We start from the raw sequence: 25,774 nt of genomic DNA on the forward strand, positions 1-25,774 counted from the left end.
TGCACTGGCATTGCCTTGCGCCTTGCGCAGAAACGGAAAGGCAAAGGCCAGTTGTTTGAGGACGGGAGGTTGCGGCGTCTGCGGGCGGTGAGGTGCCGGTTTGCTCGTCATGGATTCGGTGCTCTCCCGTTTAGCTGAGGTCGCACCACCTTATGACGAGCCCAAACTCAGCCTCAATACGGCGCGCTCCGAATTTATGCAAACAATTGTCAGAAAGAAAAATTCGCGAATTGGATCGGGCCCAACTTCATCAATGTCGCTCTCTTCGGGCGGAACGTACAAGGTAACCGCAATCAGGCGGCTGTATAGGCAAGGCACTGTCCCAGCTAGTACGTGATATCGGCAAGTACGATCAACCGCAGGTCAGTGAGGATGACGGGGTTGCTTTCGCGCCTCTGAAAATGCGAGCTTGTACGGCACACGGCGAACTGAAAACCGGCTACCTGCTCAACACGCGCTTGGTTCATCAAGAAACGATTGAGTCGTATAGCCGTGCAACAAAATTGAAATCCCTCGTTCGAAGAACGATTCAACGGCGCTCGCAACTGTTGTCGATGCGCGAAGCTCCATTCCTCTATTTCCGCAACGGCACCCAGGCGCATCTCCTCATCGAGATCGGCAAGGTAGACGCGCAAGACGTCCGCGATAGTTTCCCCAAGCAGATCGTAGTCCCAGTTCAGATAGGCATCGACAAGCATTTGGAAATTGGGGAATTCCGCTTCCACCGTCAACCGCTAAACCACCCCCACCGCCTCAACCTCGATCTTGAACCCATAGTGCAACTGCGGCACCGGCACGACCGCGCGAGCCGGTTTTGCCTCACCGGCCCAGCGCGCGTAGATCTGATTGAAGCTAGCCCAATGTTCGACATCGACGACATACACGCGCATCTGCACCAGTTGCGCGACGCTGCTGCCGACGCTTTCGAGCGCCGCCTTCAAGTTGACCAGAACCTGTTCGGCCTGCGCGTCGAATGACGCATCGGCGAGCTTCTCGCCTTGCGCATTGATCGGCAATTGCCCGGACACGAAGACGAAGCCATTCGCGACCGCCACATGACTGTAGTGACCGCCGGGTTTCGCCAGCGCGGCGGGATTGTGGGTGTGAGGCAAACGTGGGGCGTGCGTGCTATCGGTCATCAACCACTCCAGAAGTGAAATTGCCGGAGCGGTTCATCGCCGTGCTTCATTCAGCGCAAACCCGCACACTGCGCGTCATGCATCCGCCATCTCGAGCTTCTCGCGCGCATCGGCACAACGACGATTCAGATCGCGATGCATCAGCTGGCTATCGAGCAAAGCCGATACATCAGTCAACCCCTGATCAAAGCGCAAGACATATTCGATGTCGGTGTAATCGTAGTAAGCGCCGCTGTCGGCCAGCCGTTGCGCCTCGGCGAATGCGGCAAATTGCCGTTCGCCGTTCATCAGGTCTTTGATCGCCATGATTGCCGCTCCGAGGAACAGTGACTTCATCATAGCAATGCAAACCGCGACGCACGGTGGTGCGCGCGCAACACCAGGTGTTTTCCGGAGACCCGCCCGGTGAACTCACGCGTCGGTCAATGCCCGCGGCCCGTGCAGCACGAGCGTCATACGGCTTTCACGCCGTTTTCACAGCGCCCGTGCAGTGCTCGACCTCAATACCCAAACAGAACACGCTACACAGCCGCAACCGGCGACGTCCCGTTCCAGCGCATCACGAGCCTGCGTCCGACAAAGCACAGGCAGCCCGCCACGCCGACGACGATACCCATGCCCTTCGGCGTGCCGTCCTGCCACAGCCCGACTGCGAGGCTCGACAACGCGCCCAGCGCGAGCTGCACCGCGCCGAACACGGCCGCCGCGGCACCTGCGTTGACCGGATAGCGATGCATCAGATCGGTCGTGCAGTTGGCGGACAACACGCCCACCACGCTGACGACGAAGAAGAGGCCAAACACGATCGACCACAAGCCGCCCCACCCCGTCAGCGATACGACGGACACGAACAGCGACGCGACGAAGCTCACGGTCGCCGCGAACGAGATGATCGGCACCGGCCCGAGCCGGCCGACGAACCGCGTGTTCAGGTAATTGCCGAACATGATGCCGACGATATTCAGCGCGAACAGGAAGCCATAGTGCTGCGCGGACACGTGGAAATGCTCGATGTACACGAACGGCGTCGCCGTGATGTACGCGAACATCGACGCGAACGCCATGCCGCCGCACAGCATATGCCCCCACGCGACCGGATCGCGGAGCAGCGTGCCATACGCGCCGAACGACTTCAGCAGCGCCGACTGCGCGCGCATCTCGCGCGGCCACGTCTCCGGCACCTTCAGGAATGCGGTCACCGCGCACACGGCCCCGAACAGCGTCAGCGCGACGAATACGGCGCGCCAGCCGCCCAGCAGCAGCAACTGTCCGCCGATCAGCGGCGCGAGCAGCGGACCGATCGCCGTGACGATCGCGATCATCGACAGTACGCGCGCCGCATCGCCGGGCTCGTGCGCGTCGCGCGCGATCGCACGAGCCAGCACCGACGCCGCCCCCGCGCCCAACGCCTGCACGAAGCGAAAGCCGACCAGCGAGCCGATCGAGATCGACAGCGCGCAGGCGATGCTCGCGAGCGCATACATGACGATGCCGCCGAGCAGGATCGGCCGGCGACCATACGTATCCGACAGTGGACCGTATAACAGCATGCCGATCGAAAAGCCGAACATGAAGCTCGTCAGCGTCGATTGCGCGGCGCCCGTGCCGACGGCGAAGGCCTGCGCGATGGTCGGCAGGCTCGGCAGATACATGTCGATGGAAATCGGCCCGCACGCGGCCAGCGCGCCGAGCAACAAAATCAGCCGGCCATCGGGCCGGCGTTTGACGACGTGAGACATGGGAGATCCGGATGGAACGCCGCGCCGGCATCGGCAGCGGAACAGGTGAAGCGGGAACGGCCATCAGTTGACCGGCTCGATTGTACGCGACGGTTAACCCGTTGACTGTGCGCGAAGCAGCGCCGCGCGGCGCAAACAGCGTCAATCGGTTAAGCTGCCGCCTGCATATCCATCCCCTTCCCCCGATCCCGTTCGAACCCGCGATGACCGCCTTCCTGCTGATCTGGAGCCCCAAAAAATGGCCGTGGCCCGAGCTGCCCGACATCGCGAAACGGGTGGCGGCCGGCGAAGCGGTGACCGACGCATGGGGCTGCGGCTTCGCGCGCGGCATCCTGCCCGGCGATCGCGTGTTCCTGCATCGCGTCGCGCAGGAGCCGAAGGGCATCTTCGGCTCGGGCTACGTGACGCGCGCGCCGTACGAAGTCCCCGACGCGTCGACCAAACGCGGCTACCGGCTGTGCATCGACTTCGTCTACGACTGGCTCGTCGATGCGCATCACGCGCCGGTCATCCCGCGCGATCAGCTGCGCGTGCATCCGTTCTCGGTGCAGACGTGGGATGCGCAAAGCTCGGGCACGATCATCAAGCCGATCGCCGAAGGCGCGCTGGAGAAGCGCTGGGCCGAATTGACCGGCAAGCGCAAGCCGCCGGCGTTGCCCGCGCCAGGCAGCCGGGCCTGAAAACACCCGCCGCCGCGGCCGCCCGCCCGCACAGCCCGCCCGCACAGCCCGCCGGCGCCGAGTCCGGTACAATTTCTCGATCCATCCCAGCATTGCGCGAAGTGTCCGCGGGAATCGTCCGAGGCCCTTTACGCCGCTGCGCAACCCTTGCTCCCTATTCCAGCCATCGCCATGTCCAGAAACGAAACCCTCTTCGAACGCGCGCAACGCACGATCCCCGGCGGCGTGAATTCGCCGGTGCGCGCTTTCCGTTCCGTCGGCGGCACGCCGCGCTTCATCGAGCGCGCGCAAGGCCCCTACTTCTGGGATGCGGACGGCCAGCGCTATACCGACTACATCGGCTCGTGGGGTCCCATGATCCTCGGCCACGTTCACCCCGAAGTGCTCGAAGCCGTGCAGCGCGTGCTCGTGAATGGCTTCTCGTTCGGCGCGCCGACCGAGTCGGAGGTCCAGATCGCCGAGGAAATCTGCAAGCTGGTGCCGTCGATCGAACAGGTGCGCATGGTGTCGAGCGGCACCGAGGCGACGATGAGCGCGCTGCGTCTCGCGCGCGGCTTCACGAACCGCAGCCGCATCGTCAAGTTCGAAGGCTGCTATCACGGCCATGCGGACAGCCTGCTCGTAAAGGCTGGCTCGGGCCTCCTGACTTTCGGCAATCCGACCTCGGCGGGCGTGCCGGTTGATATCGCGAAGCACACCACCGTGCTCGAATACAACAACGTCGCCGAACTCGAAGAAGCGTTCAAGGCGTTCGGCAATGAGATCGCCTCGGTGATCGTCGAGCCGGTTGCGGGCAACATGAACCTCGTGCGCGCGACCCCCGAATTCCTGCAGGCGCTGCGCCGCCTCTGTACCGAGTACGGCTCGGTGCTGATTTTCGACGAAGTGATGTGCGGCTTCCGCGTCGCGCTCGGCGGCGCGCAGCAGCTCTACGGCATCACGCCGGACCTCACGTGTCTGGGCAAGGTGATCGGCGGCGGCATGCCGGCGGCGGCGTTCGGCGGACGGCGCGACATCATGGCTCACCTCGCGCCGCTCGGCGGCGTCTATCAGGCGGGTACGCTGTCGGGCAATCCGATCGCGGTCGCGGCCGGCCTGAAAACGCTGCAGCTGATCCAGGCGCCCGGCTTCTACGACACGCTCGCCGCACGCACCACGCGTCTCGCGCAAGGGCTCGCGCAGGTCGCCCGCGAAGCAAACGTGCCGTTCGCCGCGGATGCGCTCGGCGGCATGTTCGGCATCTACTTCCGCGAGTCGATCCCGACGAGCTTCGCCGAGGTCACGAAGAGCGACGTGCCGCGCTTCAACGCGTTCTTCCACAAGATGCTCGACGCCGGCGTGTACTTCGCGCCGTCCGCGTATGAGGCGGGCTTCGTGTCGAGCGCGCACGACGACGCAGTGATCGACGCGACGATCGACGCCGCGCGCGGCGCGTTCGCAGCGTTGAAGGGCTGAAGCCGGACCTCACGCAAAAGCCGCAACCCGCACGACCCAGACACCGCACCACAACGGACACCGATGTTCTCGCAAACCGATTTCGTCCATATGGAACGCGCGCTCGCGCTCGCGAAGCGCGGCATGTACACGACCGACCCGAATCCGCGCGTCGGTTGCGTGCTCGTCAGAAACGGCGAGGTGATCGGCGAAGGCTACACGCAGCCTGCCGGCCAGGATCACGCGGAAATTCGCGCGCTGAAGGACGCACGCTCGCGCGGCCACGACCTGCGCGGCGCGACCGCCTACGTGACGCTCGAACCGTGCAGCCATTTCGGCCGCACGCCGCCGTGCGCGAACGCGCTGATCGAAGCGCAGATCGGCCGCGTGATCGCGGCGATGGAAGATCCCAATCCGCAGGTCTCCGGCCGCGGACTCGCGATGCTGCGCGAAGCCGGTATCGAAGTGCGCTGCGGGCTGCTCGCGAACGAAGCGCGCGAGCTGAACATCGGCTTCGTGTCGCGGATGACGCGCGGCCGTCCGTGGGTGCGCATGAAAGTGGCGGCATCGCTCGATGGCCGCACCGGCTTGCCGTCAGGTGAGAGCCAGTGGATCACGAGCGCGGCCGCGCGCGCCGACGGTCATGCGTGGCGTGCGCGCGCATCGGCGATCCTGACCGGCATCGGCACCGTGCGCGAAGACAATCCGCGCATGACCGTGCGCGCGGTCGATACGCCGCGCCAGCCGCACCGCGTGCTGATCGACAGCCAGCTCGACGTGCCGCTCGACGCGCAGATCCTGGCCGGCGCGCCGACGCTGATCTTCTGCGGCGAACTCGATGCGCGTCTTGAAGAACGCGCGGTTGCGCTGCGCGAGCGCGGCGCCGAGATCGTGCCGCTGCCGAACGCGTTCGGCAAGGTGGATCTGCCGCGCATGCTGAGCGTGCTCGGCGAGCGCAACGTGAACGAATTGCACGTCGAAGCCGGCTACAAGCTGAACGGCTCGCTGCTGCGCGAAGGCTGCGTCGACGAACTGCTCGTCTATCTCGCACCGAGCCTGCTCGGCATGGACTCGATGAGCATGTTCAATCTGGACTCGCCCGACCTGCTCGAAGACCGCGTGAAGCTCAATTTCCACACGGTCGAGCGGATCGGCGACGATCTGCGAATTCTCGCGCGCTTCGCACAGGCAGCCGTACCCGGGACCGACGCCGTGTCCCCCACCGTTTCGCAATGATCAAGGATTAGCACGATGTTTACAGGAATCGTCGCGGCAGTGGGCCGCATCGAATCAGTCAAGCCGCTCGGTACGGGCGGCGACGCGGGTGTACGCCTGAACGTCGAAGCCGGCGGGCTCGACCTCGCCGACGTGCAGCTCGGCGACAGCATCACGATCCAGGGCGCCTGCATGACGGTGGTCGCAAAGACTGCTCATTCGTTCGAAGTCGACGTATCGCGCGAAAGCCTGAACCGCACCGCCGGTCTCGGCGAAACCGGCGAGGTCAACCTCGAGAAAGCGCTGCGCGCGCATGACCGGCTCGGCGGACATATCGTCTCCGGACACGTCGACGGGCTCGGTACCGTCACGCGTTTCGCGCCGGTCGGCGAATCGCACGAGCTGCGCATTCTCGCGCCGCGCGACATCGGCCGCTATCTCGCGTACAAAGGTTCGATTACGGTCAATGGCGTGAGCCTGACCGTGAACTCCGTCGCTGATCGCGACGACGGCTGCGAGTTTTCGATCAATCTGATTCCGCATACCGTGCAGGTGACGGCGCTCAAGCATCTGCGCGATGGCGTGAAAGTGAATCTGGAGATCGATCTGATTGCGCGCTATGTCGAGCGCATGCTCAATGCGCCGCGCGATGGCGATCAACCGTTGAAATAATCACGTTCGGGGCGAATCGCTCCGCTGAGCGAATCCAGAGCCGTGGCGCAGCGCGCGCACGATCCGAATCCGATCAGGACCATGAAAATGCCGCGCCTGCACGGTTGCTGGAATTCTCGGCCTGTCCGCCTGGTGAAAGCGTCGCTGATCGTCACCTGCATCGTCGGCATGAGCGGCGCCGGTGCCACGGTCGCGTCGAACCTCGTTTTTAGTTCGCCGCGCGCCGATGCCGCGACGCCAGCGAGCAACGCGAGCGCCACCCGTCTGCCGTCTTTTGCGTCGGGCGCGAGCGCTCCCTCGATGCTGTCGAGCGCGTTGTCATTTCTGCCCGGCAAACCGCTCGATGCGGCGGAACTGGCCAACCACTTAGGCATCACGGCCGACTCGTCCAAAGCGAAGCTGCTCGCGGACTGGGCGCAGAAACTGACAGCCGATCCGGACATTCAACGCTATTACTTTTCGTCCGACAGCAATCCGGCCACGGCGGGCCCCGCCCCGCTCGCTCGCGCGCTAGGCGTGCTTGACGGCATGGCGCGCATCTCGCAGCAGGACCGTGAACAGTTGATGGGCCTAACGACGCACGCGCTGAACAACGCGCCGCCCGATTGCGGCGGCCTGAAGAATCTGCAGCTGATCACGTCGCGCTATCTGTCGATGGACAAGGAAACCGACGCGGAACTGCAGGCGCAGCTGCAAGCGCTGTTCAACCTCATCAAACAGTCGACGCAAACCACGCCGCTGCCGCAAGTCACGCCCGGACAACGGCTGCGCGGGCAACTGGCGCTGTCGGCGTCGCTCGCGGACGCGCTGAATCGCAACCCTGACGATGCGGATGATCTGGGGCTATTGACGAGTGGCCGCCAAGGCGAGCTTTCGCCTGAAGCGTGGTGCAAGGCGATGCGCCTTTACCGCCAGGCGTTCGATAAGACGCCGCAACAAGCGCGCGAATGGATCACGCTGGCCGAACTCGACAGCAGCAGACGTTCGGCGGTGTTACTGATCACCGCGCTGAAAAACTTCGCTTCGGGCGCGCCTCGCCAACCGGCCTCCGCGCCGAAAGTATTCGACTACGCGGAGCTGGTCCGGCAGCGCGTGCAGCCCAACATCGTCTGGAATGGCAAGCCGGGGCATCGGGAAACCGTGGTCGAAGTGCACTGCACGTCGTCAGGCAGTCTCGAGTCGGTCAAGATCGTTCGATCGAGTGGCGACCGGGCGTGGGACAAGGCCGCCGTCGAGGCGGTCAAGCGTTCCGATCCGATGCCGCGCGATGAAAACGGTGAGACCCCGCGATCGTTCACGATCACGCTGACGCCGGGCGTTTGAACGGCGCGTCAGACAGATTCCGACCGCACCTGCGACTTCAGATCGAGCAAGCCTTCCTCATGCGTCGCTAACGACGCTTCAAGACGCCGCGCGAGCTTGGTCAACCGAGTGATCGACGCGCGGCACCGTTGCGCGGCATGGCCTGACAGACTCAGCACGCACTCGCGAATCGCGCGGCTTAGCGCGGCGTGAAGGCGGCCATAGTCGATACCCGCGACTTCGCGCACCGGTCCATCTGCACTCGTTCGCTCGACGACGATATCGTCGAAACCGGCATCGGCAGCCAGCTCGATGCGTGCGAGCGAAGCGTCGGGCTCGATCACATAATCGCCCAGCAGCCTGTCTGCCTCGCGTCGATACAGCTCGAATATCGATTGCGACAGCGCATTGCACAGCCCGATCACGTCATGCGTCGTAGTATGTGCATCGAGCAACGCGGGCAGCGTCGGCACGATGCCGCGCCACACCGCGTTGGCAAGCTGCTCCTGCTGTTGCTCGAGCCGCTCGAGCGCCGCCTGCGACGACTCGCCAAGTTCGGCAAGCAACGGTAGCACCTCGCTTTGCAGCTTGCCGAGCACGTTCTCTTCCAGATGATGCAGCAGCACCTCGGCCCGCTTGCGCCGTTTATACGCAAGCGCCGGTCCGGTGATGTCGAGCAACGCGGCATACAGCCGCTCGAAGCCCGCGTCACTCATGGCCGCCGCGGTCTGCCCCGCCTCGCGCGCCACATGCGCTGAGACCGACACCGGCGGTTTCAGCAGCGCCGTGTCGACGCCCATCGCCACGAGCTTGTCTGCCGCCCGCACCCTGACATCGTGCTCCTGCAGCGCGCGACGCGGCGCGCTCTTGTTGCACAGACACTTGACGAGTTCGCCGTCGACTTCGTCTTCCTCGTACTCGTCGCTACGAGTCACGACCGGCAGCAGCGGCTTGTTCCGATGCAATTCGCGGCCGAGCTCGTCGAGCTCCTGCACCTGGCCCGGCGAGGTGGAGCTGGTCAGCCACAACACACCGTCGGCGCTATCGATGAAGCACTGCGTCAATGCGGCGTTTTCCGGCGTCACCGAATGCAATCCCGGCGTGTCGAGCAATACCAGCTTTGCGCCGAGGCGCACCCCTTGCAGCCGCGAGGTCGTTTCGGTCGCGCCTTCGCTAAAGGGCTCCGACGTTTCGACGACGCGGCCCCCATCCACATGGAAATACTGCACGCTGCGCCCGTGCGCGGCGAAGCGCTCGGCGAGGAAATTGCAGAACGAACTCTTGCCCGCGTTGAACTTGCCGAACACGAGCAGCAACGCCTGATCCTCGAAATGATCGGCGAGGTGCTGGGCCGCTTCGAGGCTCGACCACTGTTGCATCGACGTTTGCACGCTGTCGCGCAGCAGCGTGCTGATCGTGTCGGCCTGAATGGCCAGTGCGCTGTTTGCGTGCAAGCCGTCGCACTTCAAACAGTCGTTTTGCAGATCGGCGCTCAGCTTCGCGAGCCAGTCGTTCAGCGCATGCAGCAGCGCGTCGGTTTCCTCGGCGATGAAGTCGAACGCATCGACCTCGGCGATAAAACGTTGCTCGTGGCTCGCGTCGGCTTTCATGCGCGCGCCACCAGTATCCGCATCGCGGCCGCCGCGTCGTCCGATGCGACGAGCGCCGCTTGCGTATCGACGATCTGCGCGGCCAGCGCCTTGCGGTCGGCGGACAGCTCGTAGTAGTGCGTGAATTCGCGCTGCATGCGCTCACGCCCCGCCGCTTCGCAGAACATGCGGCGCAGATCCTTGCGGAACTTCACCGACACGCCCATCACCGCGATCATCACCGAGTTCAGGCTTTTCGCCGCGGTGTGCTGCTCCGCCGGCAGACCGATGACACCGTGCCCGGCCAGCATCGCATCGATCTCGATGCACGCGCGCGAGTACGCGATCTGGATATGCGCGCGCTCCAGTTTGCCCGCGGTGATCGCGTAGGCGTCTTTCGCGGTATCGGGCACGCTCGCGTGATCGGTGCCGAGCGCATTCAACATCGCGTCGATGTCGCCGCCGACCTTGTCGATGACGGCCGCGAGGCTCCGATCGAAGGCCTGCTTTTGTTGTTGCTGCGTGGTGCGCAGAATGTCCAGCGACGTCTGCCGTGCCGCGCGCAGCCGTTGCAGTTCGTCGCGGATTTCGCCGATCAGCAGCGTGGTTTCGTGAGCGCGCGCATCCGGCACACGCTCGAGTTCCGCGCGCAACGCGGCATGCAGCGCGGGGATGCCGCTCTTTTCAAGCAGCAGTTTCTTGCCGCCGTCGAGCCCCTTGCGATGGCGCATCGACGACACCGCGTTCAACGCGATGCCGGGCATCTGCCGGTCGATCGCTGCGCCGACGTTCTGCACCGCGGCGTCGTCGGGGAGCTGGTCGACTTGCGACAGCACGAACAGCGTCTGCCGGCCGGTCCTGACGCGGTCGGCGTCGAGCTCGGTCAGCAGCGTCAGTTCCTTCGCGTCGAGCTCGCCCTCTTTCGCGGCGTGCACGAACAGGCGAATGTCGGATTTCAGCCACGCGGCGCGCAACGCTTCGCGGTCGTCTTCACTGCCGACGTCGGCGTCGAGTCCCGGCGCGTCGAGCCAGCGCACACCCTGATGCACGCTGTCGGACAGGCGCACCGTTTCGCGCCGGTCCGACACCGCGAACGCATCGCGGCTCAACAGCTCGTTGAGCAGGCTGCTCTTGCCGTGGTTGTATTTGCCGACGACGGTGACGACCGGTTCACTGTCGTCGATCAGAATCAGCAGGCGCGCCAGATCGTGGGCCCGCTCGGGCAGCACGGACGCGACATCGTGCGCTGCGCGCTCACGAAGTTTGCTCGACACCGTCAACTCCTCGACGCTTCAGGGGATTGATCCGGCCGGCAGGACTGCCGGCCGTTGGCAACGAAAGGCGGCGGCCGTGTCGCCACGGCGCCGCCTCGTGCGATCACGCTTCGGCCGAAGCGCGCAGACGATAGACGAGCTGGTTGTCCTTACCCTGGACCAGCGGCGTGATCGTGAAGTTGAACTCGATGTCCTTGTACGCATCGGCCTTCAGGCCCAGCGCCGCGCCGCCGGTTTTCTCGACGACCGGAGGAATCAGCTCTTCGCGCGTTGCATACGCGAAGTCGTCCCAAATGAGCGGATCGCCTTCGATGTTGAACTGCGTGGTCAGCTTGCGATGACCGTCGCTGCTCACGAAGAAGTGCACGTGCGCCGGACGGTTGCCGTGACGGCCCAGCACGTTCAGCAGCTGCTGCGTCGCGCCGTGCGGCGGGCAGCCATAGCCCACCGGCATCAGCGTGCGGAACTCGTACTTGCCGTCGGCGCCGGTCTTCACCGCGCCGCGCAGGTTGAACTCGGTCTGTGCACCGGTCGGATCGAAGTGCGAATAGAAGCCCTTCGAGTTCGCGTGCCAGCACTCGACGAGCGCGCCGGCGACCGGCTTGCCGTCCAGATCCTTGATCGTGCCGCGGATCACGAGCGGGCCCGCGTCTTCGTCGGCGTTGATATCGATCTTCGACACGCCGTCGCGCACCGGCGCGCCGGCCACATACAGCGGGCCTTCGATCGTGCGCGGCGTGCCGCCTTCGAGACCGATCTTCTTGTCCTCGGCATCCATGCGGATGTCGAGGTACTTCTCGAGACCGAGGCCGGCTGCGAGCAGCGCCGCTTCGCCGTCCTGGCCGAGCTTGTTCAGATAGTTGACTCCGGCCCAGACTTCGTCGGGCGTGATGTCGAGGTCATCGATTGCCTTGAACAGGTCGCCCAACAGACGGAAGACGATCTGCTGGAAACGTGCGTTGCCGTTACCGGCATCGACGTTGGAAGCGGCTTTCAGCAGATCCTGCACTTCTTTGGTTTCAAATACTTTGACGCTCACGATGACTGTCTCCAGTTGGTATAGGGGGAAAAGATGGCTTTGGATGCGCTCGCCTTGAAATGCGCCTGGCCCCTGGGCTCAGATGTCGTCGTCCCGAATCGACGACGGGTGACGACACAGAGGCGTCACCGAAATCTTCATGTACGGGAACAGAGGCAAACCGGACAGAATGTCGTGAAGTTCGGCATTGCTCTCTACATCGAAGATGCTGTAATTTGCGTACTCGCCAACGAGGCGCCAGATATGACGCCACTTGCCGCTACGCTGGAGTTCCTGCGAGTAAGCCTTCTCGCGGGTCTTGATTTCGTTCGCCACTTCGGCCGGCATGTCGACCGGCAGGTTCACGTCCATTCGCACATGGAAAAGCATCGTTGACTCCTCTTGATCTGAATCGGTTTAGCGGGTCACCTTCATCAGCCCGTCTCGAGTGAATCGCTTGACCTTCGCCTCGTCGAGTTCGATGCCGAGACCCGGGCCGTTCGGCACGGTCAGTTCGAAGTCGCTGTAATCGAGCGACGTGGTCAGAATTTCTTCGGTGATCAGCAGCGGGCCGAACAGCTCGGTGCCCCATTGCAGATTCGCGAAGCTCGCGAACAGATGCGCCGACGCCACCGTGCTGAACGCGCCTTCGAGCATCGTGCCGCCGTACAGCTCGATGCCGGCGGCATCGGCGATCGCGGCCACGCGCTGCGCGGCGAACAGGCCGCCGCTCTGTTCGATCTTGATCGCGAACACATCGGCGCCGCCGTTCTTCGCGATCTCGAACGCGCTGTCCGGACCTTGCAGGACTTCGTCGGCCATCAGCGCGACCGGGAAGCGGCGCATCAGGCGCGCGAGCGCGGCGGCGGATGCAACCGGCTGCTCGACCAGATCGCAGCCCGCGTCCGCCAGCGCCGGAATCGCCCAGGCGGCCTGGGTCTCGCTCCACGCCATGTTCACGTCGACGCGCACCGCGGCGCGCTCGCCGACCGCTTTCTTGATGTCGGCGACGTGTTTGATGTCGGTCTTCAGTTCCTTCGCGCCGATCTTCAGCTTGAAGACCTTGTGGCGGCGTACGTCGAGCATGTGCTCGGCTTCGGCGATGTCCTTCGCGGTATCGCCCGACGCGAGCGTCCACGCAACCGGCAGGCGCTCACGGCGACGGCCGCCGAGCAACTCGCTCACCGGCACGCCGAGGCGCTTGCCATGCGCGTCGAGCAGCGCGGTTTCGAGCGCGCTCTTCGAGAAATGATTGACCTTGACCAGCTTGCCGAGGTGCGCCATCAGCGCCTGGATCTGCGTCGCGTCCTTGCCGATCATCGCCGGGGCGAAGTAGGCGTCGATCGCGAGCTTCATCGCCTCGGGGCTTTCCGGGCCGTAGGCCATGCCGGCGATCGTGGTGCCTTCGCCGATCCCGACGATGCCGTCGCTGCAGTACACCTTGACCAGCATCAGCGTCTGCCCGTACATCGTGGCGACCGACAGCTTGTGAGGGCGGATCGTCGGCAGATCGACGAGGCGGGTTTCGATACGTTCGATGGTCGCGTGGGTCATGGCGGCTACGGCGAGAAGTGAGTTCATTGGATGTTTTTATACCCCTCGCCCTTTTGGGCCGTCCAATACTTTTCCTGTCCTTTTTCATACCTTCAAGGTATGGTGACCCGCACAACCCCGGCCTTTCTATGGATTTTGCATCGCACCATGCATGTCGCGCATTGAAAAAGAGCCCGTTTTCTCGCCGCGAACATGACCTGCGTCAAGCTTCGATGCTCGTAGAGCATGTTGTGCGCGGTAGGTGTGACTGGCGATAAGGCCTCACACCGCGGACAGCGCGCTGACCATCACGTAGTACGTCGTGAGCGGGCGGCGTCGGCGGCTGACCGAATAGCTGCTGATACCAGCCGAAGCTGCGAGCCACGTCATCGACACCGATGACCGTCCAGGTACGCTTCATTCAGGCCTCCATCCGGCGAACGACGCGAAAGCTATAGCTCGCCGCGCGCGGCGAGCGCCGCGATACGGTCAGCAGTGCGGCACGCGATCGCCTGGATCGTCAGCGAAGGATTCACGCCGCCGACGGTCGGAAACACCGAGCCGTCGCACACCCACAGGTTGCGGATGTCCCAGCTGCGGCAGTCCGCATCGACGACGCTCGTCGCCGGATCGTCGCCCATGCGCGCGGTGCCGTTCAGGTGGCAGGTGTCGTCGGTCTCGCGCCAGATCTCCTTGCCGCCGGCCGCCGCGAGCGCCTGCTCCATGAAGTCCAGCGAATGCGCGATGAGCCGCTTGTCGTTCTCGCACCAGGAATAGGTGACGCGCGCGATCGGCAGCCCATACTGGTCCTTCTCGTTGGCAAGCGTCACGCGGTTGCGCTGCTGCGGCAGCATTTCGCCGACGATCTTCAGCCCCGCCTGGTGGTTGTACTTGAGCATCTCCGCGCCGAGCGCGTCGCCCCACAAGCCACGGCCGTTCTGCACCGCGACCCAGCCGTTCGGCAGCGGCCCCTGGCTCATGTAGCAGTAGCCGCCGAAAAAATCCTTGCCCTTGTCTTCGTAGTTCCAGTGCTCGGTGAGCGCGAGCGACGGCGGTCCCTTGTACCAGCGGATGTCTTCGTCGAAGGTGCCGTAGACGGCCTGGTTCGACTGCGCCATCAGGTTCTTGCCGACGAGTCCCGAGCTGTTCGCAAGTCCGTCCGGAAAGCGGCTGTTGGCCGACATGAGCAACAGGCGCGGCGTTTCGATCGCGTAGCCGGCCACCACCACGTGCTTCGCGCGCTGGAATCGCCATTGCCCTTCGCGCAGATATTCGACGCCGGTGGCGAGCCCCGCGTCGTTGGTGACGACGCGGCCGACCATCGCCAGATCGCGTACTTCGGCGCCGGCACGCAGCGCACGCGGAATCCACGTGACGAGCGCGCTTTGCTTCGCGTTGGTCGCGCAGCCCGACACGCAAAAGCCGCGGTACACGCACGGATGCGCGTGGCCGCGCGGCGCGGAGATGGTTGCGAGCGGCGTCGGGCACCAGTCGATGCCGAGCGCTTCGGCGCCGCGCGCAAGCACCAGCGCCGCCGCGTTCAGCTCATGCGCGCGATACGGATAGCGCGGCCGCTTCGGGCCCCAAGGATAGTTGACCGGTCCGGAGATTTTCAGCGCCTCCTCGACCTCGCCGTAGTAGCGCCACATCTCGCGCCAGTCGAGCGGCCAGTCGGCGCCATAGCCGAGCACGCTGCGCGACTTGAACCACTCGGGCCGAAAACGCAGCGACACCATCGCGAAATGGACCGTGCTGCCGCCGACCGCCTTGCCGCTGTTGTTGTGGCCGAGCTTCAGCGGATTGTCGCCGTCGCAGATGCGCTCGTCGGTCCAGAACAGCTTTTCCTGATGCGCCTCGTCCGACGCGAACTCCTCGAGCGGACGCCACCATGCGCCGGCATCGAACGCGACGACCTTGAAGCCCTTTTCCGCCAACCGGCACGCGAGCGTGCCACCTCCGGCGCCGGTGCCGACGATCGCGAAATCGACCTCCTCGCCGTCGGGGTACGTGCGCATCGGCACCCAGCCGCCACGCTGGAACACATCCGGGGCGCGGCCGTCCTTGCCGCGCGGCCGTTGCTGCGCATCATCGGACACGGCGGTTCTCCCTGGCGGCCTCTTCGTGCGTGTCGGGCGTTGCTTCGACCGCCTCCCACGGATCGCGCCGGTTCAGGTACATGCGCACGTAGCCGCGCGGATTCGCCGGGCCGCCGAAACCGATCTCGCTCCACGCGTGCGGATGCGAGTAGTAGAGCCCACAGATATCGTGCAGCACGCGCTCGCTGAAAAACAGCTTCGACGGCATGCCGCGCCACGCGGGGTTCGTCAGTTCGCCGCGCTGCATGTCGCCGAGCAGCGCGATCTGCGCGTCCTGCGCGAGACTCGCGAACGGCAGGCCGCCGCGCTCGCGGGATTCGGCATCGAGCGCGGCGAGGCCGATGCGCCAGGCGTCGCGCATCGGCGGCAAACGGGCGTCGCGGTAGCCGTCATTGCTGTTGCCGGCGAGGCGCGCGTCGAGCAGCGCGGCGAGCGGCACCACCGGTTGCGCGTTCGCTTGCGGCACGATGCGCGCGCACAGCGACGTGACCGCGAGCCATTCGACGGCGCTGAAAAAGCGCGGCTCGAGCGGTGTCGCGAGGCGTTCGGCGATCACCGCGCGGGTGTGAGCGTCCCACGACGGCGTCGTGCGTTTGTCGAGCACGTCGTAGCCGGGATAGCGGGTGGCTCGGGTCGAGCGTGGTTCGTGAGTCATTTTTCAGTCTCCCGCAGACGCAGCGCGGCGAGTCCGGCGAGCGCCAGCGCGGAAAAGCCCGGCGGCGCAGGCAGCGGCGGCCCGTCGAACAGGTTCTGGCTCCAGTTGCGCCAGCCGCCCTGGCGACGCGCGATCCCGCGCGCGTGAAAACCCGCGCCGACAAAGCCGAGCGCGGTCGTGATGCGCAACCACAGCCGCGTGTACCAGCGCTCACGCGGAGCAGCCAGCGCGGCATGCGCGAGCAGCGCCGCGGTGATGGGCGGAATGCTGACCGGCGCGTACATCGCGCGATGCTGGAACGCGCCGCGAAAATGCAGCAGCGCGGCCTCCCCCACGGTGCCGACGAGACCGGCCGCGACCAGCAGACCGAGCGCCTGACCGGCCGGCATGCCGAGCAGTCGCGGGTCGGCGGCGGGCTGGTCGCGCAGCCGTTCGGCGACGGCACCGAACGCGCCCGACAGCAGCAACGCGATCGGCGCGCCGAGCGGCGCCGCGTGAAACAGGTTGTTCCAGCTCCAGCCGCCCGGGCGCTTCATCACGTTGTAGAGATGGAAACCGGTGCCGGCGATGCCGGTCGCCGCCGCGCCCAGATAGATCGCATGGCGCGCGCGATGCGTTTGGCCGCGACGATCCGCGCCACCATGCAGACCCGCGGCGAGCGACAGACTCGCGCTGACGAGCGGCGCGAACATCGCGGGGTTGTCGAACGAGCCGCGGTAGTGCTCCATCGCGCTGTCGGCGAGCACCGACAGCGCGAGCAGCGCGGAGCTATGGTTGAAGGTGCGGGCCGCTTCGACGTGTGCCTGGACCTCGCCAGCGGGTTTTCTCGTGTGTACACGCGCCCGGAACGTCACGGGGGCTCGACGCTCGCGCTGTCGCAGGCCGCTGCCGCGTGGTTCGCGATGCGGCTCGGGTCCTCGCGCGCCGCGCGCGGCCAACGTCGCGACGGCCGCGACCGCCGCCGCCGTGTACAGCAATCCGGGTACGCTTGAAGAGCTCATCGATATAGCTTCCCTGTTCCGGCCTGCTTTATTTGATGAGGTAGCGCGCGGCGTCGCCCTGCTTGAATTCGAGCCCGCAACCGGGCCGCGACAGGTCCGGCTCCATCTCGCCATCGCGTAAACGCGGCGCGCCGTCGAACAGCATCGCTTCGATCCGGGCGTGGTCGTGGAACCACTCCTGATGGCGCAAGCGCGGCGCGGCGCACGCGACGTGCAGATGCAGCGCCGGCGCGCAGTGGGCGGACAGCGGCACGTGATACGCGTCGCACAGCGCGGCGGCCTGCAGAAAGCCGGTGATGCCGCCGCAACGGCTCGCGTCGGCTTGCAGCACGTCGACGGCACCGGTCGCGAGCAGGTGGCGGAAATCGTCGAGCGTGTAGCCGTATTCGCCGGCGGCGATCTCCATGCCGGCCGGCACGTGCTCACGTACGTTGCGCAGGCCCGCTTCGTCGTCCGAAGACACGGGCTCCTCGAACCAGCTCACCTCGTGCTCGGCGAAGCGTTGCGCGTAGTACAGCGCCCGCTGTGGCGTGAACGCGCCGTTGGCGTCGACGAACAGGCCCGCGCCGCCGATCGCCTCGCGCGCCGCCGCGACGCGCGCCGGGTCCTTGTCGGGCTCGCTGCCGATTTTCATCTTGACCCACCGGCAGCCGTCCTGCGCGACCCAGCCGGCGAACTGCTGCTGCAGGCGCTGGTTCGTGTACGTGGTGAAGCCGCCGCTGCCGTAGACGGGCACGGTCGGGCGCAGCGCGCCGAGCACGCCGACGAGCGGCACGCCGAGCAGCTTCGCCTTCAGGTCCCACAGCGCGCAGTCGATCGCGGAAATGGCGGTGGCGGCCAGTCCGGCGCGGCCGAGATTGCGCACCTGGCGTTGAAGCCGTTGCCAATGGGCGCCGACGTCCAGGCCGTCGTGATTCAGCACGCAGGTGGCGAGCGCGCCCTGAATCAGCGCGACGATGCAGGCGTCGCTGTACGTGTAACCGATGCCGGTGCCGCCGCCCGCGTCGACCTCGACGACGACCAGCGTGGTCGCGTCCCACGCGAACGTGCCGTCGGCTTCCGGCGCGTCGGTCGGAATCCGGTACGCGCTCGCGCGCAGCGCGGTGACGGGCGCCTGCGACGAGCCCCCATTGGTGACGCCGCGCTTCATGGCCGCGCTCCTTGCGCGTGCGCGTGACGCCTTGCAGCGATGCAATAGCCGACGGTCCCCGACATCGCAGTCTCCGGATCGTAGTGAGACGAAGCTGCCTGCTGCGCCGCAAGTACCGTTCCGCACTATTGCAATCCGTAAAGCGGGGCGGCGATGGCGAGCACGCCCAGCTCTTCGTCAATCGGCCAAACCGCCTATGTCGTCTGGCGGAGGCGACTTGGGCCCGCGCGTGGCGTAAAATACGCGCTTTCCCGAAAAACTCGCCAACATGACGCTCGCCTCCACCCAAGAGATCATCGCCGAACTGAAAGCCGGTCGGATGGTGATCCTCGTCGACGAAGAAGACCGCGAAAACGAGGGCGACCTCGTGATCGCCGCCGAGTTTGTCACTCCGGAAGCGATCAATTTCATGGCTCGCTACGGCCGCGGCCTGATCTGCCTGACGCTGACCCAGGACCGCTGCAAACAGCTGAACCTGCCGCTGATGACCTACCGCAACGGCACGCAGTACGGCACGGCGTTCACGGTCAGCATCGAAGCGGCCGAAGGCGTGACGACCGGCATCTCGGCAGCCGACCGGGCCCGCACGATCGCCGCCGCGGTCGCGCCGGACGCAAAAGCCGAACACATCGTGCAGCCCGGCCATATCTTCCCGATCATGGCCCAGCCGGGCGGCGTGCTGGTGCGCGCCGGCCATACCGAGGCCGGCTGCGACTTCACGAGGCTCGCGGGCCTCACGCCGGCCGCGGTGATCTGCGAAGTGATCAAGGACGACGGCACGATGGCGCGTCTGCCGGACCTGCTCGAGTTCGGCAAGGAGCACGGCCTGAAGACCGGCACGATCGCCGATCTGATCCACTATCGCAGCCGCACGGAATCGATCGTCGAGCGTATTTGCGAACGCACGATGCAAACCGCGCACGGCGCGTTTCGCGCGGTCATGTATCTCGACCAGCCGAGCGGCCAGCCGCATATCGCGCTGGTGCGCGGCACGCCGTCGCCCGATCGCGACACGCCGGTGCGCGTGCACGAACCGCTGTCGGTGCTGGATCTGCTCGAAGTCGGCGAATCCACGCACTCGTGGACGCTGGATGCGGCCATGAAAGAAATCGCGGAACGCGATCTCGGCGTGGTCGTGCTGCTGAACTGCGGCGACTCGAAAGACCATCTGATCGACGTCTTCAAGGCGTTCGACTCGAAGGAAAAAGCGGAGGCGCTGAAGCGCCGCCCGGTCGACTTTAAGACTTACGGCGTCGGCGCACAGATTCTGCGCGAACTCGGCGTCGGCAAGATGCAGGTGCTGTCGAACCCACGCAAGCTCGGCAGCATGTCGGGTTATGGTCTCGAAGTGACGGGCTTCATTCCGATGCCCGGCAGCAAAACGCAAGCCCCGCAAGTCTGATCCGGCCACTCACGCGCCTCGCGCCCACTCAAACACTACGGAATTCACATGGAAATCGGACAATACCAACCGAATCTCGACGGCGACGGACTGCGCATCGGCATCGTCCAGGCGCGCTTTAACGAACCCGTCTGCAACGGCCTCGCCGACTCCTGCATCGAAGAACTCGAACGCCTCGGCGTGACCGGCGAAGACGTGCTGCTCGTCACGGTGCCAGGCGCGCTGGAAATCCCGCTCGCACTGCAAAAGCTCGCGGAAAGCGCGCAATTCGACGCGCTGATCGCGCTCGGCGCGGTGATCCGCGGCGAGACGTACCACTTCGAACTCGTGTCGAACGAAAGCGGCGCGGGCATCACGCGCATCGGCCTCGACTTCGGCATTCCGGTCGCGAACGCGGTGCTGACCACCGAGAACGACGAGCAGGCCGTCGCACGCATGACCGAGAAGGGTCGCGACGCCGCGCGCGTGGCTGTCGAAATGGCGAACCTCGCGGTCGCGCTCGAACAGCTCGGCGGCGATGACGACGAAGATGATGACGAAGACGACGAGGAAGAGGCATGAAGAGCGCACGCCGACGCTCCCGCGAACTGGCCACGCAGGGGCTTTACCAGTGGCTGCTGTCGGGCTCGCCCGGCGGTGAGATCGACGCGCAACTGCGCGGCGCGCAAGGTTACGACAAGGCCGACCACGAGCATCTGGACGCAATCCTGCATGGCGTGATGCGCGATTCCGAGGAATTGTCCGCCGCGATCGCGCCGTGCCTCGATCGTCCGATCGATCAGCTGTCGCCGGTCGAGCGCGCGGTGCTGCTGGTCGCCGCGTTCGAACTGAAGAATCACGTCGACATTCCGTATCGCGTGGTCATCAACGAAGCGGTCGAGCTGACCAAGACGTTCGGCGGCTCGGATGGCTACAAGTACGTGAACGGCGTACTCGACAAGCTCTCGGCGCAACTGCGCGCCGCCGAAACGCAGGCGGCTCGCAAGGGCTGAGCGCTGTGCGGGCGGGGCTATGCCGCGCATCGGTTCCCGCCACGCCGCACTGCACAGGGCGAAGCACCTCGAGCGCCCGCAAGGACACCGCCCCGCGCTTCGATGAGCGCATCATTTGATGCGTGGGCGCCGTCCCCTGCTTCTGAATTGGATCTGACCGTATGAACTCCGTGACCGAACCTCTCGTGCGGCTCGCCGCGCGCGTCGATGCCATCCAGCCTTTCTACGTGATGGAACTGGCCAAGGAGGCCGCGCTGCTCGAACGAGCCGGGCGCGACATCATTCACATGGGCATCGGGGAGCCGGATTTCACCGCGCCCGAGCCGGTCATCGAGGCGGCCGCGAGCGCGCTGCGCCGCGGCGTCACGCAATACACGAACGCGCTCGGCGTGCACGAGCTGCGCGACGCGATTTCCGCGCATTACGCCGAGTTCTACGGCATCGACGTCGATCCGGCGCGGATCGTGGTCACGGCGGGCGCGTCGGCGGCGCTGCTGCTCGCGTGCGCGGCGCTCGTCGATCGCGACGACGAAGTGCTGATGCCCGACCCGTGCTATCCGTGCAACCGACATTTCGTGATCGCCGCCGAAGGCAAGCCGGTGATGGTGCCGAGCGGGCCGGCCGAGCGCTTCCAGCTGACCGCCGACGACGTCGAACGCCTGTGGGGCGAGCGCACCCGCGGCGTGCTGCTCGCATCGCCGTCGAATCCGACCGGCACGTCGATCGAGCCGGCCGAACTCGAGCGGATCGTCAAGGCCGTGCGTGCGCGCGCCGGCTTCACGATCGTCGACGAGATCTACCAGGGCCTCAGCTACGACGCGAAGCCCGTGTCGGCGCTGTCGTTCGGCGACGACGTGGTCACGGTCAACAGCTTCTCCAAGTACTTCAACATGACTGGCTGGCGACTCGGCTGGCTCGTCGTGCCGCCCGCGATGGTCAGCGCGTTCGAAAAGCTCGCGCAAAACCTGTTCATCTGCGCGTCGGCACTGGCGCAGCACGCGGCGCTCGCCTGCTTCGAGCCGGAGACGATCGCGATCTACGAAGCGCGGCGCCTCGAATTCAAGCGACGCCGCGACTTCATCGCGCCGGCGCTCGAATCGCTCGGCTTCTCGGTGCCGGTGATGCCCGACGGCGCGTTCTACGTCTACGCGGACTGCCGCGGCGTCGCGCATCCCGCGGCCGGCGACAGCGCGGCGCTCACGAAGGCGATGCTGCACGATGCCGGCGTCGTGCTGGTACCGGGCATGGACTTCGGCACGCACGCGCCGAGGGACTACATCCGGCTGTCGTATGCGACCGCGTATCCGAAGCTCGAAGAGGCTGTCGAGCGGCTGGCGAAGCTGTTCGGGCCGCATTGATGTGAGGCTTTGAGCCGCCGGCGACCGGCCTGCCAGACGCAAAAAAGGACACCCTCGGGTGTCCTTTTTTATTCATGCGCCTGGCAAACGTCTAACTCAAGCTCCCAGCTCCGACGCCGACGCCACATGGCGCGTCGCCGAATTGGCGCTCGCGTCGTCCTGCTGATCGGCCGGCTGCGAGTGCGCCGCCGGAGTCGCCGGGCTCAGCGCGTGGCCGGCCTGCAATGTCACCTGGACGCGCTTGCCATTGCCGCCGCTCGTCGAGGCGGCCGGCGCCGGCGTCGTCGACGCGGTCAGCACTGGAGCCTGCGGCGCATTGATCGGCACCTTGCGGCCGCGCGCGACATCGCGCAGGCGACCGCGCTCGGCCATCACCTTCGCGCCGTAGCCACCGTCGTCCGGCGTGCTCGAGCCGACGTACAGTCGGAGGCCACCCGGCAGCGAGCCGCCGCGCGCGATGCAATCCTTCAGCACGAGTGCGCCGACCTTGATGTTCGCGAGCGGTTCGAGCGCAGCGCTCTGGCCGCCGAAATACTGGAATTTGTCCGAATGCACCTTCGACATCACCTGCATCAGGCCCTGTGCGCCGACGCCGCTCTCGGCGTACGGATTGAAGCCCGATTCGATCGCCATCACCGAGAGCAGCAGCAGCGGATCGAGGCCGACTTCGCGGCCGGTGTCGAACGCGGCCTTCACGAGCTCGCTGACGGGCTCCTGAGCGACGCGATAACGCCGCGCAAGGTACGACGCGACCAGGTCCTGCTCGTGGCTCGACACGAGCACGCGGTCGTCGCGCGCATCGGCGGACACGCGTTGCTGCGGAATCAGACGCGCGAGCGCGCTGACGCCCTGCATCGTACGCGGATCGAGGCCATTGAGCGCGACGGTGCTGGTGCCCGACGTGCCAGCGTTGTCGAACGCGCCGTCGAAGCTGGTGGTCGACGAGGTCAGGGTCATGCTGCCGTCGCTCGACCCATCGGCGGGGCTCGGCGAGTTCGGCGAATTGGCCGACAGCGATTCGTCGGAGGATGCACCGGCATTTCTGGTCGGTCCGATGGCCGGCAACGGGTTGCCTTGCAGTAGGCGGGCGGGGCCCGCTTGCACGGCGGCGGAAATGACCGGCATCAGACGCGCAGCCAACGCGCCGCGCCAGGTTGGCATCAGCCATAGTGCGAGAGCCAGCACCACGGCGATCCCGCCGACAATGCTGAACAGGTGATGACTCAGTCGCGTCCCGCGGCGCAGCGCACCGCGCACAACCTGCGCAATACGCTCATCAGGACGCCACGATAACCAGGCGTTCATTCAGATCTCCCATCTTGCATGATCCGCGAACTCCGCCGGGTCAAATCAGGCGGTACAGCGCGCTCGCAGAGTCAAGACATCGCGTGCTCTCTGGTTGGGCAGCAGCGACGTCGGGAAAACGGCAACAAATACCGTTTCGGGGAGCCATCTCAAAAACAGCCCACACATATTCAATGTGCATCGGGCTTGGCTCCCACGCGAAAAACCAGCGTTGTGGACGCTGGTGAGGGACTTCAATAATGCCGTTCTACCCTGCAGGGAAGTAAAACGGTGACGCGTTGCGTCTGAGGACCGGGGGCGACGGTAAAAAGGTTAACGCCCTGCAACCAATGTGGTCGGATTCTATGCACGGTTTTATAGATCGTCAACACTATAGAATGCAATATCTATAACTATTTGTAATTATAAACAGTGTTCAGTTGGCCGAAAGCCCTGTTCTGTGTGCGTTTTAGGCGATCCGACCCTGGCTGTTCCGGATAGACCATTTGGTTGATCTACGTGCGCTAGCTAACGCAGGTAAAATCGACAATCGTTTTTTGCGCCGGACACGTACATCCGTCGGTCCTTCTGCGCCCCCAATCCTATGCGCCGTGCATGCGGCCCTGAACCGTCACAGATGAAATACAAAGACTTGCGCGATTTCACCGGCCGCCTCGAGGCGATCGGTGAATTGCGCCGAATTTCGCAAAACGTGTCGCCGAATCTCGAAATGACCGAACTGTGCGACCGCGTGTTGCGCGCGGGCGGTCCGGCTCTGCTGTTCGAGAACACCGAGCGCCACGCCTTCCCGGTGCTCGGCAATCTGTTCGGCACGCCGCGCCGCGTCGCGCTCGGCATGGGCATCGATGCAGAAGCGGGCGCCGGCGACCAGGCGGCGCTCGAATCGCTGCGCGATGTCGGCCGGCTACTCTCCGCGCTGAAGGAACCCGAGCCGCCGAAAGGGCTCAAGGACGCCGGCAAGCTGCTGTCGCTAGCGAAGGCCGTGTGGGACATGGCGCCGAAGACGGTCAGCGCGCCGCCCTGCCAGGAAATCGTCTGGGAAGGCAACGACGTCGACCTCGGCAAATTGCCTATTCAGACCTGCTGGCCGGGCGATGCCGGGCCGCTGATCACCTGGGGCCTGACCGTCACGAAAGGGCCGAACAAGAGCCGACAAAACCTGGGTATCTATCGCCAGCAACTGATCGGGCGCAACAAACTGATCATGCGCTGGCTCGCGCATCGCGGCGGCGCGCTCGATTTCCGCGAGTTCGCGCTGAAAAATCCCGGCAAGCCGTATCCGGTGGCCGTCGTGCTCGGCGCGGACCCGGCGACGACCCTCGGCGCGGTCACGCCGGTGCCCGACACGCTGTCCGAATACCAGTTCGCCGGCCTGCTACGCGGCGGACGCACCGAGCTCGCGAAGTGCATCACGCCGGGCGTCGACGGTTTGCAGGTGCCCGCGCGCGCAGAGATCGTGCTCGAAGGCTTCATCTATCCACAGGAAGGAGAGCCCTCGCCCGCTCCGGCCGGCGCGCCGCCGCGTCCGTCGAAGGGTGCGTCGGCAACCTACGAACACGCGCTCGAAGGCCCGTACGGCGATCACACCGGCTACTACAACGAACAGGAGTGGTTCCCCGTCTTCACGGTCGAGCGGATCACGATGCGCCGCGACGCGATCTATCACTCCACGTACACCGGCAAACCGCCCGACGAGCCCGCGGTACTCGGCGTCGCGCTGAACGAAGTGTTCGTGCCGCTGCTGCAGAAGCAATTCACCGAGATCACCGACTTTTATTTGCCGCCCGAAGGCTGCAGCTACCGCATGGCGATCGTGCAGATGAAGAAGAGCTACCCCGGCCACGCGAAGCGCGTGATGTTCGGCGTGTGGAGCTTCCTGCGGCAGTTCATGTATACGAAGTTCATCGTCGTCGTCGATGAGGACGTCAATATCCGCGACTGGAACGAAGTGATCTGGGCGATCACCACGCGAGTGGATCCGACGCGCGACACGGTGCTCGTCGACCGCACGCCGATCGACTATCTCGATTTCGCGTCGCCGGTAGCCGGTCTCGGCTCGAAGATGGGGCTCGACGCGACCAACAAGTGGCCGGGCGAAACCGACCGCGAATGGGGCCGCCCGATCGTGATGGACGAGGCGGTCAAGCAGCGTATCGACAGCTTGTGGAATGAGTTGGGCCTCGGCCTCTAAACGCGCGCCAAACAACACAACTAATAACG

The 25,774-nt window shown here is 65.3% G+C and carries 24 protein-coding genes; 10 read left to right on the plus strand and 14 right to left on the minus strand.

Going from position 1 to position 25,774, the window contains the following annotated elements; genetic code table 11:
- Positions 1 to 326: 326 nt before the first annotated feature.
- The 4 genes from VSR82_RS34865 to VSR82_RS34880 form a co-directional block, all read right to left on the minus strand.
- Positions 327 to 725 carry a contact-dependent growth inhibition system immunity protein gene (locus tag VSR82_RS34865; RefSeq protein WP_429458251.1) on the minus strand — a complete coding sequence of 133 codons (399 nt, stop codon included), beginning with the start codon at positions 723 to 725 and terminating at the stop codon, positions 327 to 329.
- A gap of 9 nt (positions 726 to 734) precedes the next feature.
- Positions 735 to 1,139, minus strand: a complete 405-nt coding sequence (locus VSR82_RS34870; protein WP_429458249.1) for a RidA family protein — start codon at positions 1,137 to 1,139, stop codon at positions 735 to 737.
- Between the two features lie 75 nt (positions 1,140 to 1,214).
- Positions 1,215 to 1,445: a hypothetical protein gene (locus VSR82_RS34875; RefSeq protein ID WP_368584943.1), complete on the minus strand. Its 231-nt coding sequence runs from the start codon at positions 1,443 to 1,445 to the stop codon at positions 1,215 to 1,217.
- Between the two features lie 215 nt (positions 1,446 to 1,660).
- Positions 1,661 to 2,878 carry a Bcr/CflA family multidrug efflux MFS transporter gene (locus VSR82_RS34880; protein ID WP_429458247.1) on the minus strand — a complete coding sequence of 406 codons (1,218 nt, stop codon included), beginning with the start codon at positions 2,876 to 2,878 and terminating at the stop codon, positions 1,661 to 1,663.
- Positions 2,879 to 3,081: 203 nt separating this feature from the next.
- Here VSR82_RS34880 and VSR82_RS34885 point away from each other — a divergent pair, with 203 nt between their 5' ends.
- From VSR82_RS34885 to VSR82_RS34905, 5 genes are all read left to right on the plus strand, one after another.
- Positions 3,082 to 3,558, plus strand: coding sequence for a hypothetical protein (locus VSR82_RS34885; protein WP_176105314.1), 477 nt, complete (start codon positions 3,082 to 3,084; stop codon positions 3,556 to 3,558).
- A 171-nt stretch (positions 3,559 to 3,729) separates the two neighbouring features.
- The gene (gene hemL / locus VSR82_RS34890) at positions 3,730 to 5,013 is read left to right on the plus strand and encodes a glutamate-1-semialdehyde 2,1-aminomutase (protein ID WP_429458243.1); all 1,284 of its coding nucleotides are present in this window, start codon (positions 3,730 to 3,732) and stop codon (positions 5,011 to 5,013) included.
- Between the two features lie 63 nt (positions 5,014 to 5,076).
- Positions 5,077 to 6,228, plus strand: coding sequence for a bifunctional diaminohydroxyphosphoribosylaminopyrimidine deaminase/5-amino-6-(5-phosphoribosylamino)uracil reductase RibD (gene ribD, locus VSR82_RS34895; RefSeq protein WP_429458241.1), 1,152 nt, complete (start codon positions 5,077 to 5,079; stop codon positions 6,226 to 6,228).
- Positions 6,229 to 6,243: 15 nt separating this feature from the next.
- Positions 6,244 to 6,879 (plus strand): riboflavin synthase, encoded by a 636-nt coding sequence (locus tag VSR82_RS34900; RefSeq protein ID WP_368584947.1) that lies wholly within the window; start codon positions 6,244 to 6,246, stop codon positions 6,877 to 6,879.
- Between the two features lie 81 nt (positions 6,880 to 6,960).
- Positions 6,961 to 8,202, plus strand: a complete 1,242-nt coding sequence (locus VSR82_RS34905; protein ID WP_498858507.1) for an energy transducer TonB — start codon at positions 6,961 to 6,963, stop codon at positions 8,200 to 8,202.
- Between the two features lie 8 nt (positions 8,203 to 8,210).
- Here the strand turns inward: VSR82_RS34905 and VSR82_RS34910 are convergent, their stop codons facing one another.
- From VSR82_RS34910 to VSR82_RS34950, 9 genes are all read right to left on the minus strand, one after another.
- The gene (locus VSR82_RS34910; RefSeq protein WP_498858508.1) at positions 8,211 to 9,791 is read right to left on the minus strand and encodes a dynamin family protein; all 1,581 of its coding nucleotides are present in this window, start codon (positions 9,789 to 9,791) and stop codon (positions 8,211 to 8,213) included.
- Positions 9,788 to 11,044, minus strand: coding sequence for a GTPase (locus VSR82_RS34915; protein ID WP_429458235.1), 1,257 nt, complete (start codon positions 11,042 to 11,044; stop codon positions 9,788 to 9,790). Before VSR82_RS34915 ends, VSR82_RS34910 begins: the two co-directional genes overlap by 4 nt.
- Before the next feature lie 103 nt (positions 11,045 to 11,147).
- Entirely contained in the window at positions 11,148 to 12,083 is a 936-nt protein-coding gene (gene catA / locus VSR82_RS34920; protein WP_410851838.1) for a catechol 1,2-dioxygenase, read from the minus strand.
- A gap of 78 nt (positions 12,084 to 12,161) precedes the next feature.
- Positions 12,162 to 12,452 carry a muconolactone Delta-isomerase gene (catC, locus tag VSR82_RS34925; RefSeq protein WP_013090220.1) on the minus strand — a complete coding sequence of 97 codons (291 nt, stop codon included), beginning with the start codon at positions 12,450 to 12,452 and terminating at the stop codon, positions 12,162 to 12,164.
- 27 nt (positions 12,453 to 12,479) lie between these two features.
- The gene (locus VSR82_RS34930; RefSeq protein ID WP_410851840.1) at positions 12,480 to 13,616 is read right to left on the minus strand and encodes a muconate/chloromuconate family cycloisomerase; all 1,137 of its coding nucleotides are present in this window, start codon (positions 13,614 to 13,616) and stop codon (positions 12,480 to 12,482) included.
- A gap of 431 nt (positions 13,617 to 14,047) precedes the next feature.
- On the minus strand, positions 14,048 to 15,691 hold the full coding sequence (locus VSR82_RS34935) for a GMC family oxidoreductase (protein ID WP_429458232.1): 1,644 nt from the start codon (positions 15,689 to 15,691) through the stop codon (positions 14,048 to 14,050).
- Positions 15,681 to 16,346 carry a gluconate 2-dehydrogenase subunit 3 family protein gene (locus VSR82_RS34940; RefSeq protein WP_429458230.1) on the minus strand — a complete coding sequence of 222 codons (666 nt, stop codon included), beginning with the start codon at positions 16,344 to 16,346 and terminating at the stop codon, positions 15,681 to 15,683. Before VSR82_RS34940 ends, VSR82_RS34935 begins: the two co-directional genes overlap by 11 nt.
- Entirely contained in the window at positions 16,343 to 17,347 is a 1,005-nt protein-coding gene (locus VSR82_RS34945; RefSeq protein WP_429458228.1) for a hypothetical protein, read from the minus strand. Before VSR82_RS34945 ends, VSR82_RS34940 begins: the two co-directional genes overlap by 4 nt.
- A 28-nt stretch (positions 17,348 to 17,375) precedes the next feature.
- Positions 17,376 to 18,497, minus strand: a complete 1,122-nt coding sequence (locus VSR82_RS34950; protein ID WP_410851844.1) for an enolase C-terminal domain-like protein — start codon at positions 18,495 to 18,497, stop codon at positions 17,376 to 17,378.
- A 268-nt stretch (positions 18,498 to 18,765) separates the two neighbouring features.
- On the opposite strand from VSR82_RS34950, the gene ribBA reads away from it, so the two are divergent.
- The 4 genes from ribBA (at position 18,766) to VSR82_RS34970 (ending at position 22,249) form a co-directional block, all read left to right on the plus strand.
- Positions 18,766 to 19,899: a bifunctional 3,4-dihydroxy-2-butanone-4-phosphate synthase/GTP cyclohydrolase II gene (gene ribBA, locus VSR82_RS34955; RefSeq protein WP_368584955.1), complete on the plus strand. Its 1,134-nt coding sequence runs from the start codon at positions 18,766 to 18,768 to the stop codon at positions 19,897 to 19,899.
- Positions 19,900 to 19,947: 48 nt separating this feature from the next.
- The gene (gene ribH, locus VSR82_RS34960) at positions 19,948 to 20,460 is read left to right on the plus strand and encodes a 6,7-dimethyl-8-ribityllumazine synthase (RefSeq protein ID WP_368584956.1); all 513 of its coding nucleotides are present in this window, start codon (positions 19,948 to 19,950) and stop codon (positions 20,458 to 20,460) included.
- Positions 20,457 to 20,891, plus strand: coding sequence for a transcription antitermination factor NusB (gene nusB / locus VSR82_RS34965; RefSeq protein ID WP_013090229.1), 435 nt, complete (start codon positions 20,457 to 20,459; stop codon positions 20,889 to 20,891). The genes ribH and nusB overlap by 4 nt, the downstream gene beginning before the upstream one ends.
- A 161-nt stretch (positions 20,892 to 21,052) precedes the next feature.
- Positions 21,053 to 22,249: a pyridoxal phosphate-dependent aminotransferase gene (locus VSR82_RS34970; protein WP_429458225.1), complete on the plus strand. Its 1,197-nt coding sequence runs from the start codon at positions 21,053 to 21,055 to the stop codon at positions 22,247 to 22,249.
- A gap of 96 nt (positions 22,250 to 22,345) precedes the next feature.
- Here the strand turns inward: VSR82_RS34970 and VSR82_RS34975 are convergent, their stop codons facing one another.
- Positions 22,346 to 23,554 (minus strand): transglycosylase SLT domain-containing protein, encoded by a 1,209-nt coding sequence (locus tag VSR82_RS34975; RefSeq protein ID WP_429458223.1) that lies wholly within the window; start codon positions 23,552 to 23,554, stop codon positions 22,346 to 22,348.
- 616 nt (positions 23,555 to 24,170) lie between these two features.
- Here VSR82_RS34975 and VSR82_RS34980 point away from each other — a divergent pair.
- Complete coding sequence (locus VSR82_RS34980; RefSeq protein WP_410851848.1) at positions 24,171 to 25,745, plus strand: UbiD family decarboxylase; 1,575 nt, start codon at positions 24,171 to 24,173, stop codon at positions 25,743 to 25,745.
- The last annotated feature ends 29 nt before the right edge of the window (positions 25,746 to 25,774 follow it).

The organism is Burkholderia sp. JPY481 (genome assembly GCF_038900515.1).
In the GTDB taxonomy this organism is placed as follows: Bacteria; Pseudomonadota; Gammaproteobacteria; order Burkholderiales; family Burkholderiaceae; genus Paraburkholderia; species Paraburkholderia youngii.

Bases quoted from the DNA above. Each gene is read 5' to 3' on its own strand.
- VSR82_RS34870 (WP_429458249.1), bottom strand. From the start codon at position 1,139: ATGACCGATAGCACGCACGCCCCACGTTTGCCTCACACCCACAATCCC.
- VSR82_RS34875 (WP_368584943.1), bottom strand. From the start codon at position 1,445: ATGGCGATCAAAGACCTGATGAACGGCGAACGGCAATTTGCCGCATTC.
- VSR82_RS34880 (WP_429458247.1), bottom strand. From the start codon at position 2,878: ATGTCTCACGTCGTCAAACGCCGGCCCGATGGCCGGCTGATTTTGTTG.
- VSR82_RS34885 (WP_176105314.1), top strand. From the start codon at position 3,082: ATGACCGCCTTCCTGCTGATCTGGAGCCCCAAAAAATGGCCGTGGCCC.
- hemL (WP_429458243.1), top strand. From the start codon at position 3,730: ATGTCCAGAAACGAAACCCTCTTCGAACGCGCGCAACGCACGATCCCC.
- ribD (WP_429458241.1), top strand. From the start codon at position 5,077: ATGTTCTCGCAAACCGATTTCGTCCATATGGAACGCGCGCTCGCGCTC.
- VSR82_RS34900 (WP_368584947.1), top strand. From the start codon at position 6,244: ATGTTTACAGGAATCGTCGCGGCAGTGGGCCGCATCGAATCAGTCAAG.
- VSR82_RS34905 (WP_498858507.1), top strand. From the start codon at position 6,961: ATGAAAATGCCGCGCCTGCACGGTTGCTGGAATTCTCGGCCTGTCCGC.
- VSR82_RS34910 (WP_498858508.1), bottom strand. From the start codon at position 9,791: ATGAAAGCCGACGCGAGCCACGAGCAACGTTTTATCGCCGAGGTCGAT.
- catC (WP_013090220.1), bottom strand. From the start codon at position 12,452: ATGCTTTTCCATGTGCGAATGGACGTGAACCTGCCGGTCGACATGCCG.
- VSR82_RS34930 (WP_410851840.1), bottom strand. From the start codon at position 13,616: ATGACCCACGCGACCATCGAACGTATCGAAACCCGCCTCGTCGATCTG.
- VSR82_RS34940 (WP_429458230.1), bottom strand. From the start codon at position 16,346: ATGACTCACGAACCACGCTCGACCCGAGCCACCCGCTATCCCGGCTAC.
- VSR82_RS34945 (WP_429458228.1), bottom strand. From the start codon at position 17,347: ATGAGCTCTTCAAGCGTACCCGGATTGCTGTACACGGCGGCGGCGGTC.
- VSR82_RS34950 (WP_410851844.1), bottom strand. From the start codon at position 18,497: ATGAAGCGCGGCGTCACCAATGGGGGCTCGTCGCAGGCGCCCGTCACC.
- ribBA (WP_368584955.1), top strand. From the start codon at position 18,766: ATGACGCTCGCCTCCACCCAAGAGATCATCGCCGAACTGAAAGCCGGT.
- ribH (WP_368584956.1), top strand. From the start codon at position 19,948: ATGGAAATCGGACAATACCAACCGAATCTCGACGGCGACGGACTGCGC.
- nusB (WP_013090229.1), top strand. From the start codon at position 20,457: ATGAAGAGCGCACGCCGACGCTCCCGCGAACTGGCCACGCAGGGGCTT.
- VSR82_RS34970 (WP_429458225.1), top strand. From the start codon at position 21,053: ATGAACTCCGTGACCGAACCTCTCGTGCGGCTCGCCGCGCGCGTCGAT.
- VSR82_RS34975 (WP_429458223.1), bottom strand. From the start codon at position 23,554: ATGAACGCCTGGTTATCGTGGCGTCCTGATGAGCGTATTGCGCAGGTT.
- VSR82_RS34980 (WP_410851848.1), top strand. From the start codon at position 24,171: ATGAAATACAAAGACTTGCGCGATTTCACCGGCCGCCTCGAGGCGATC.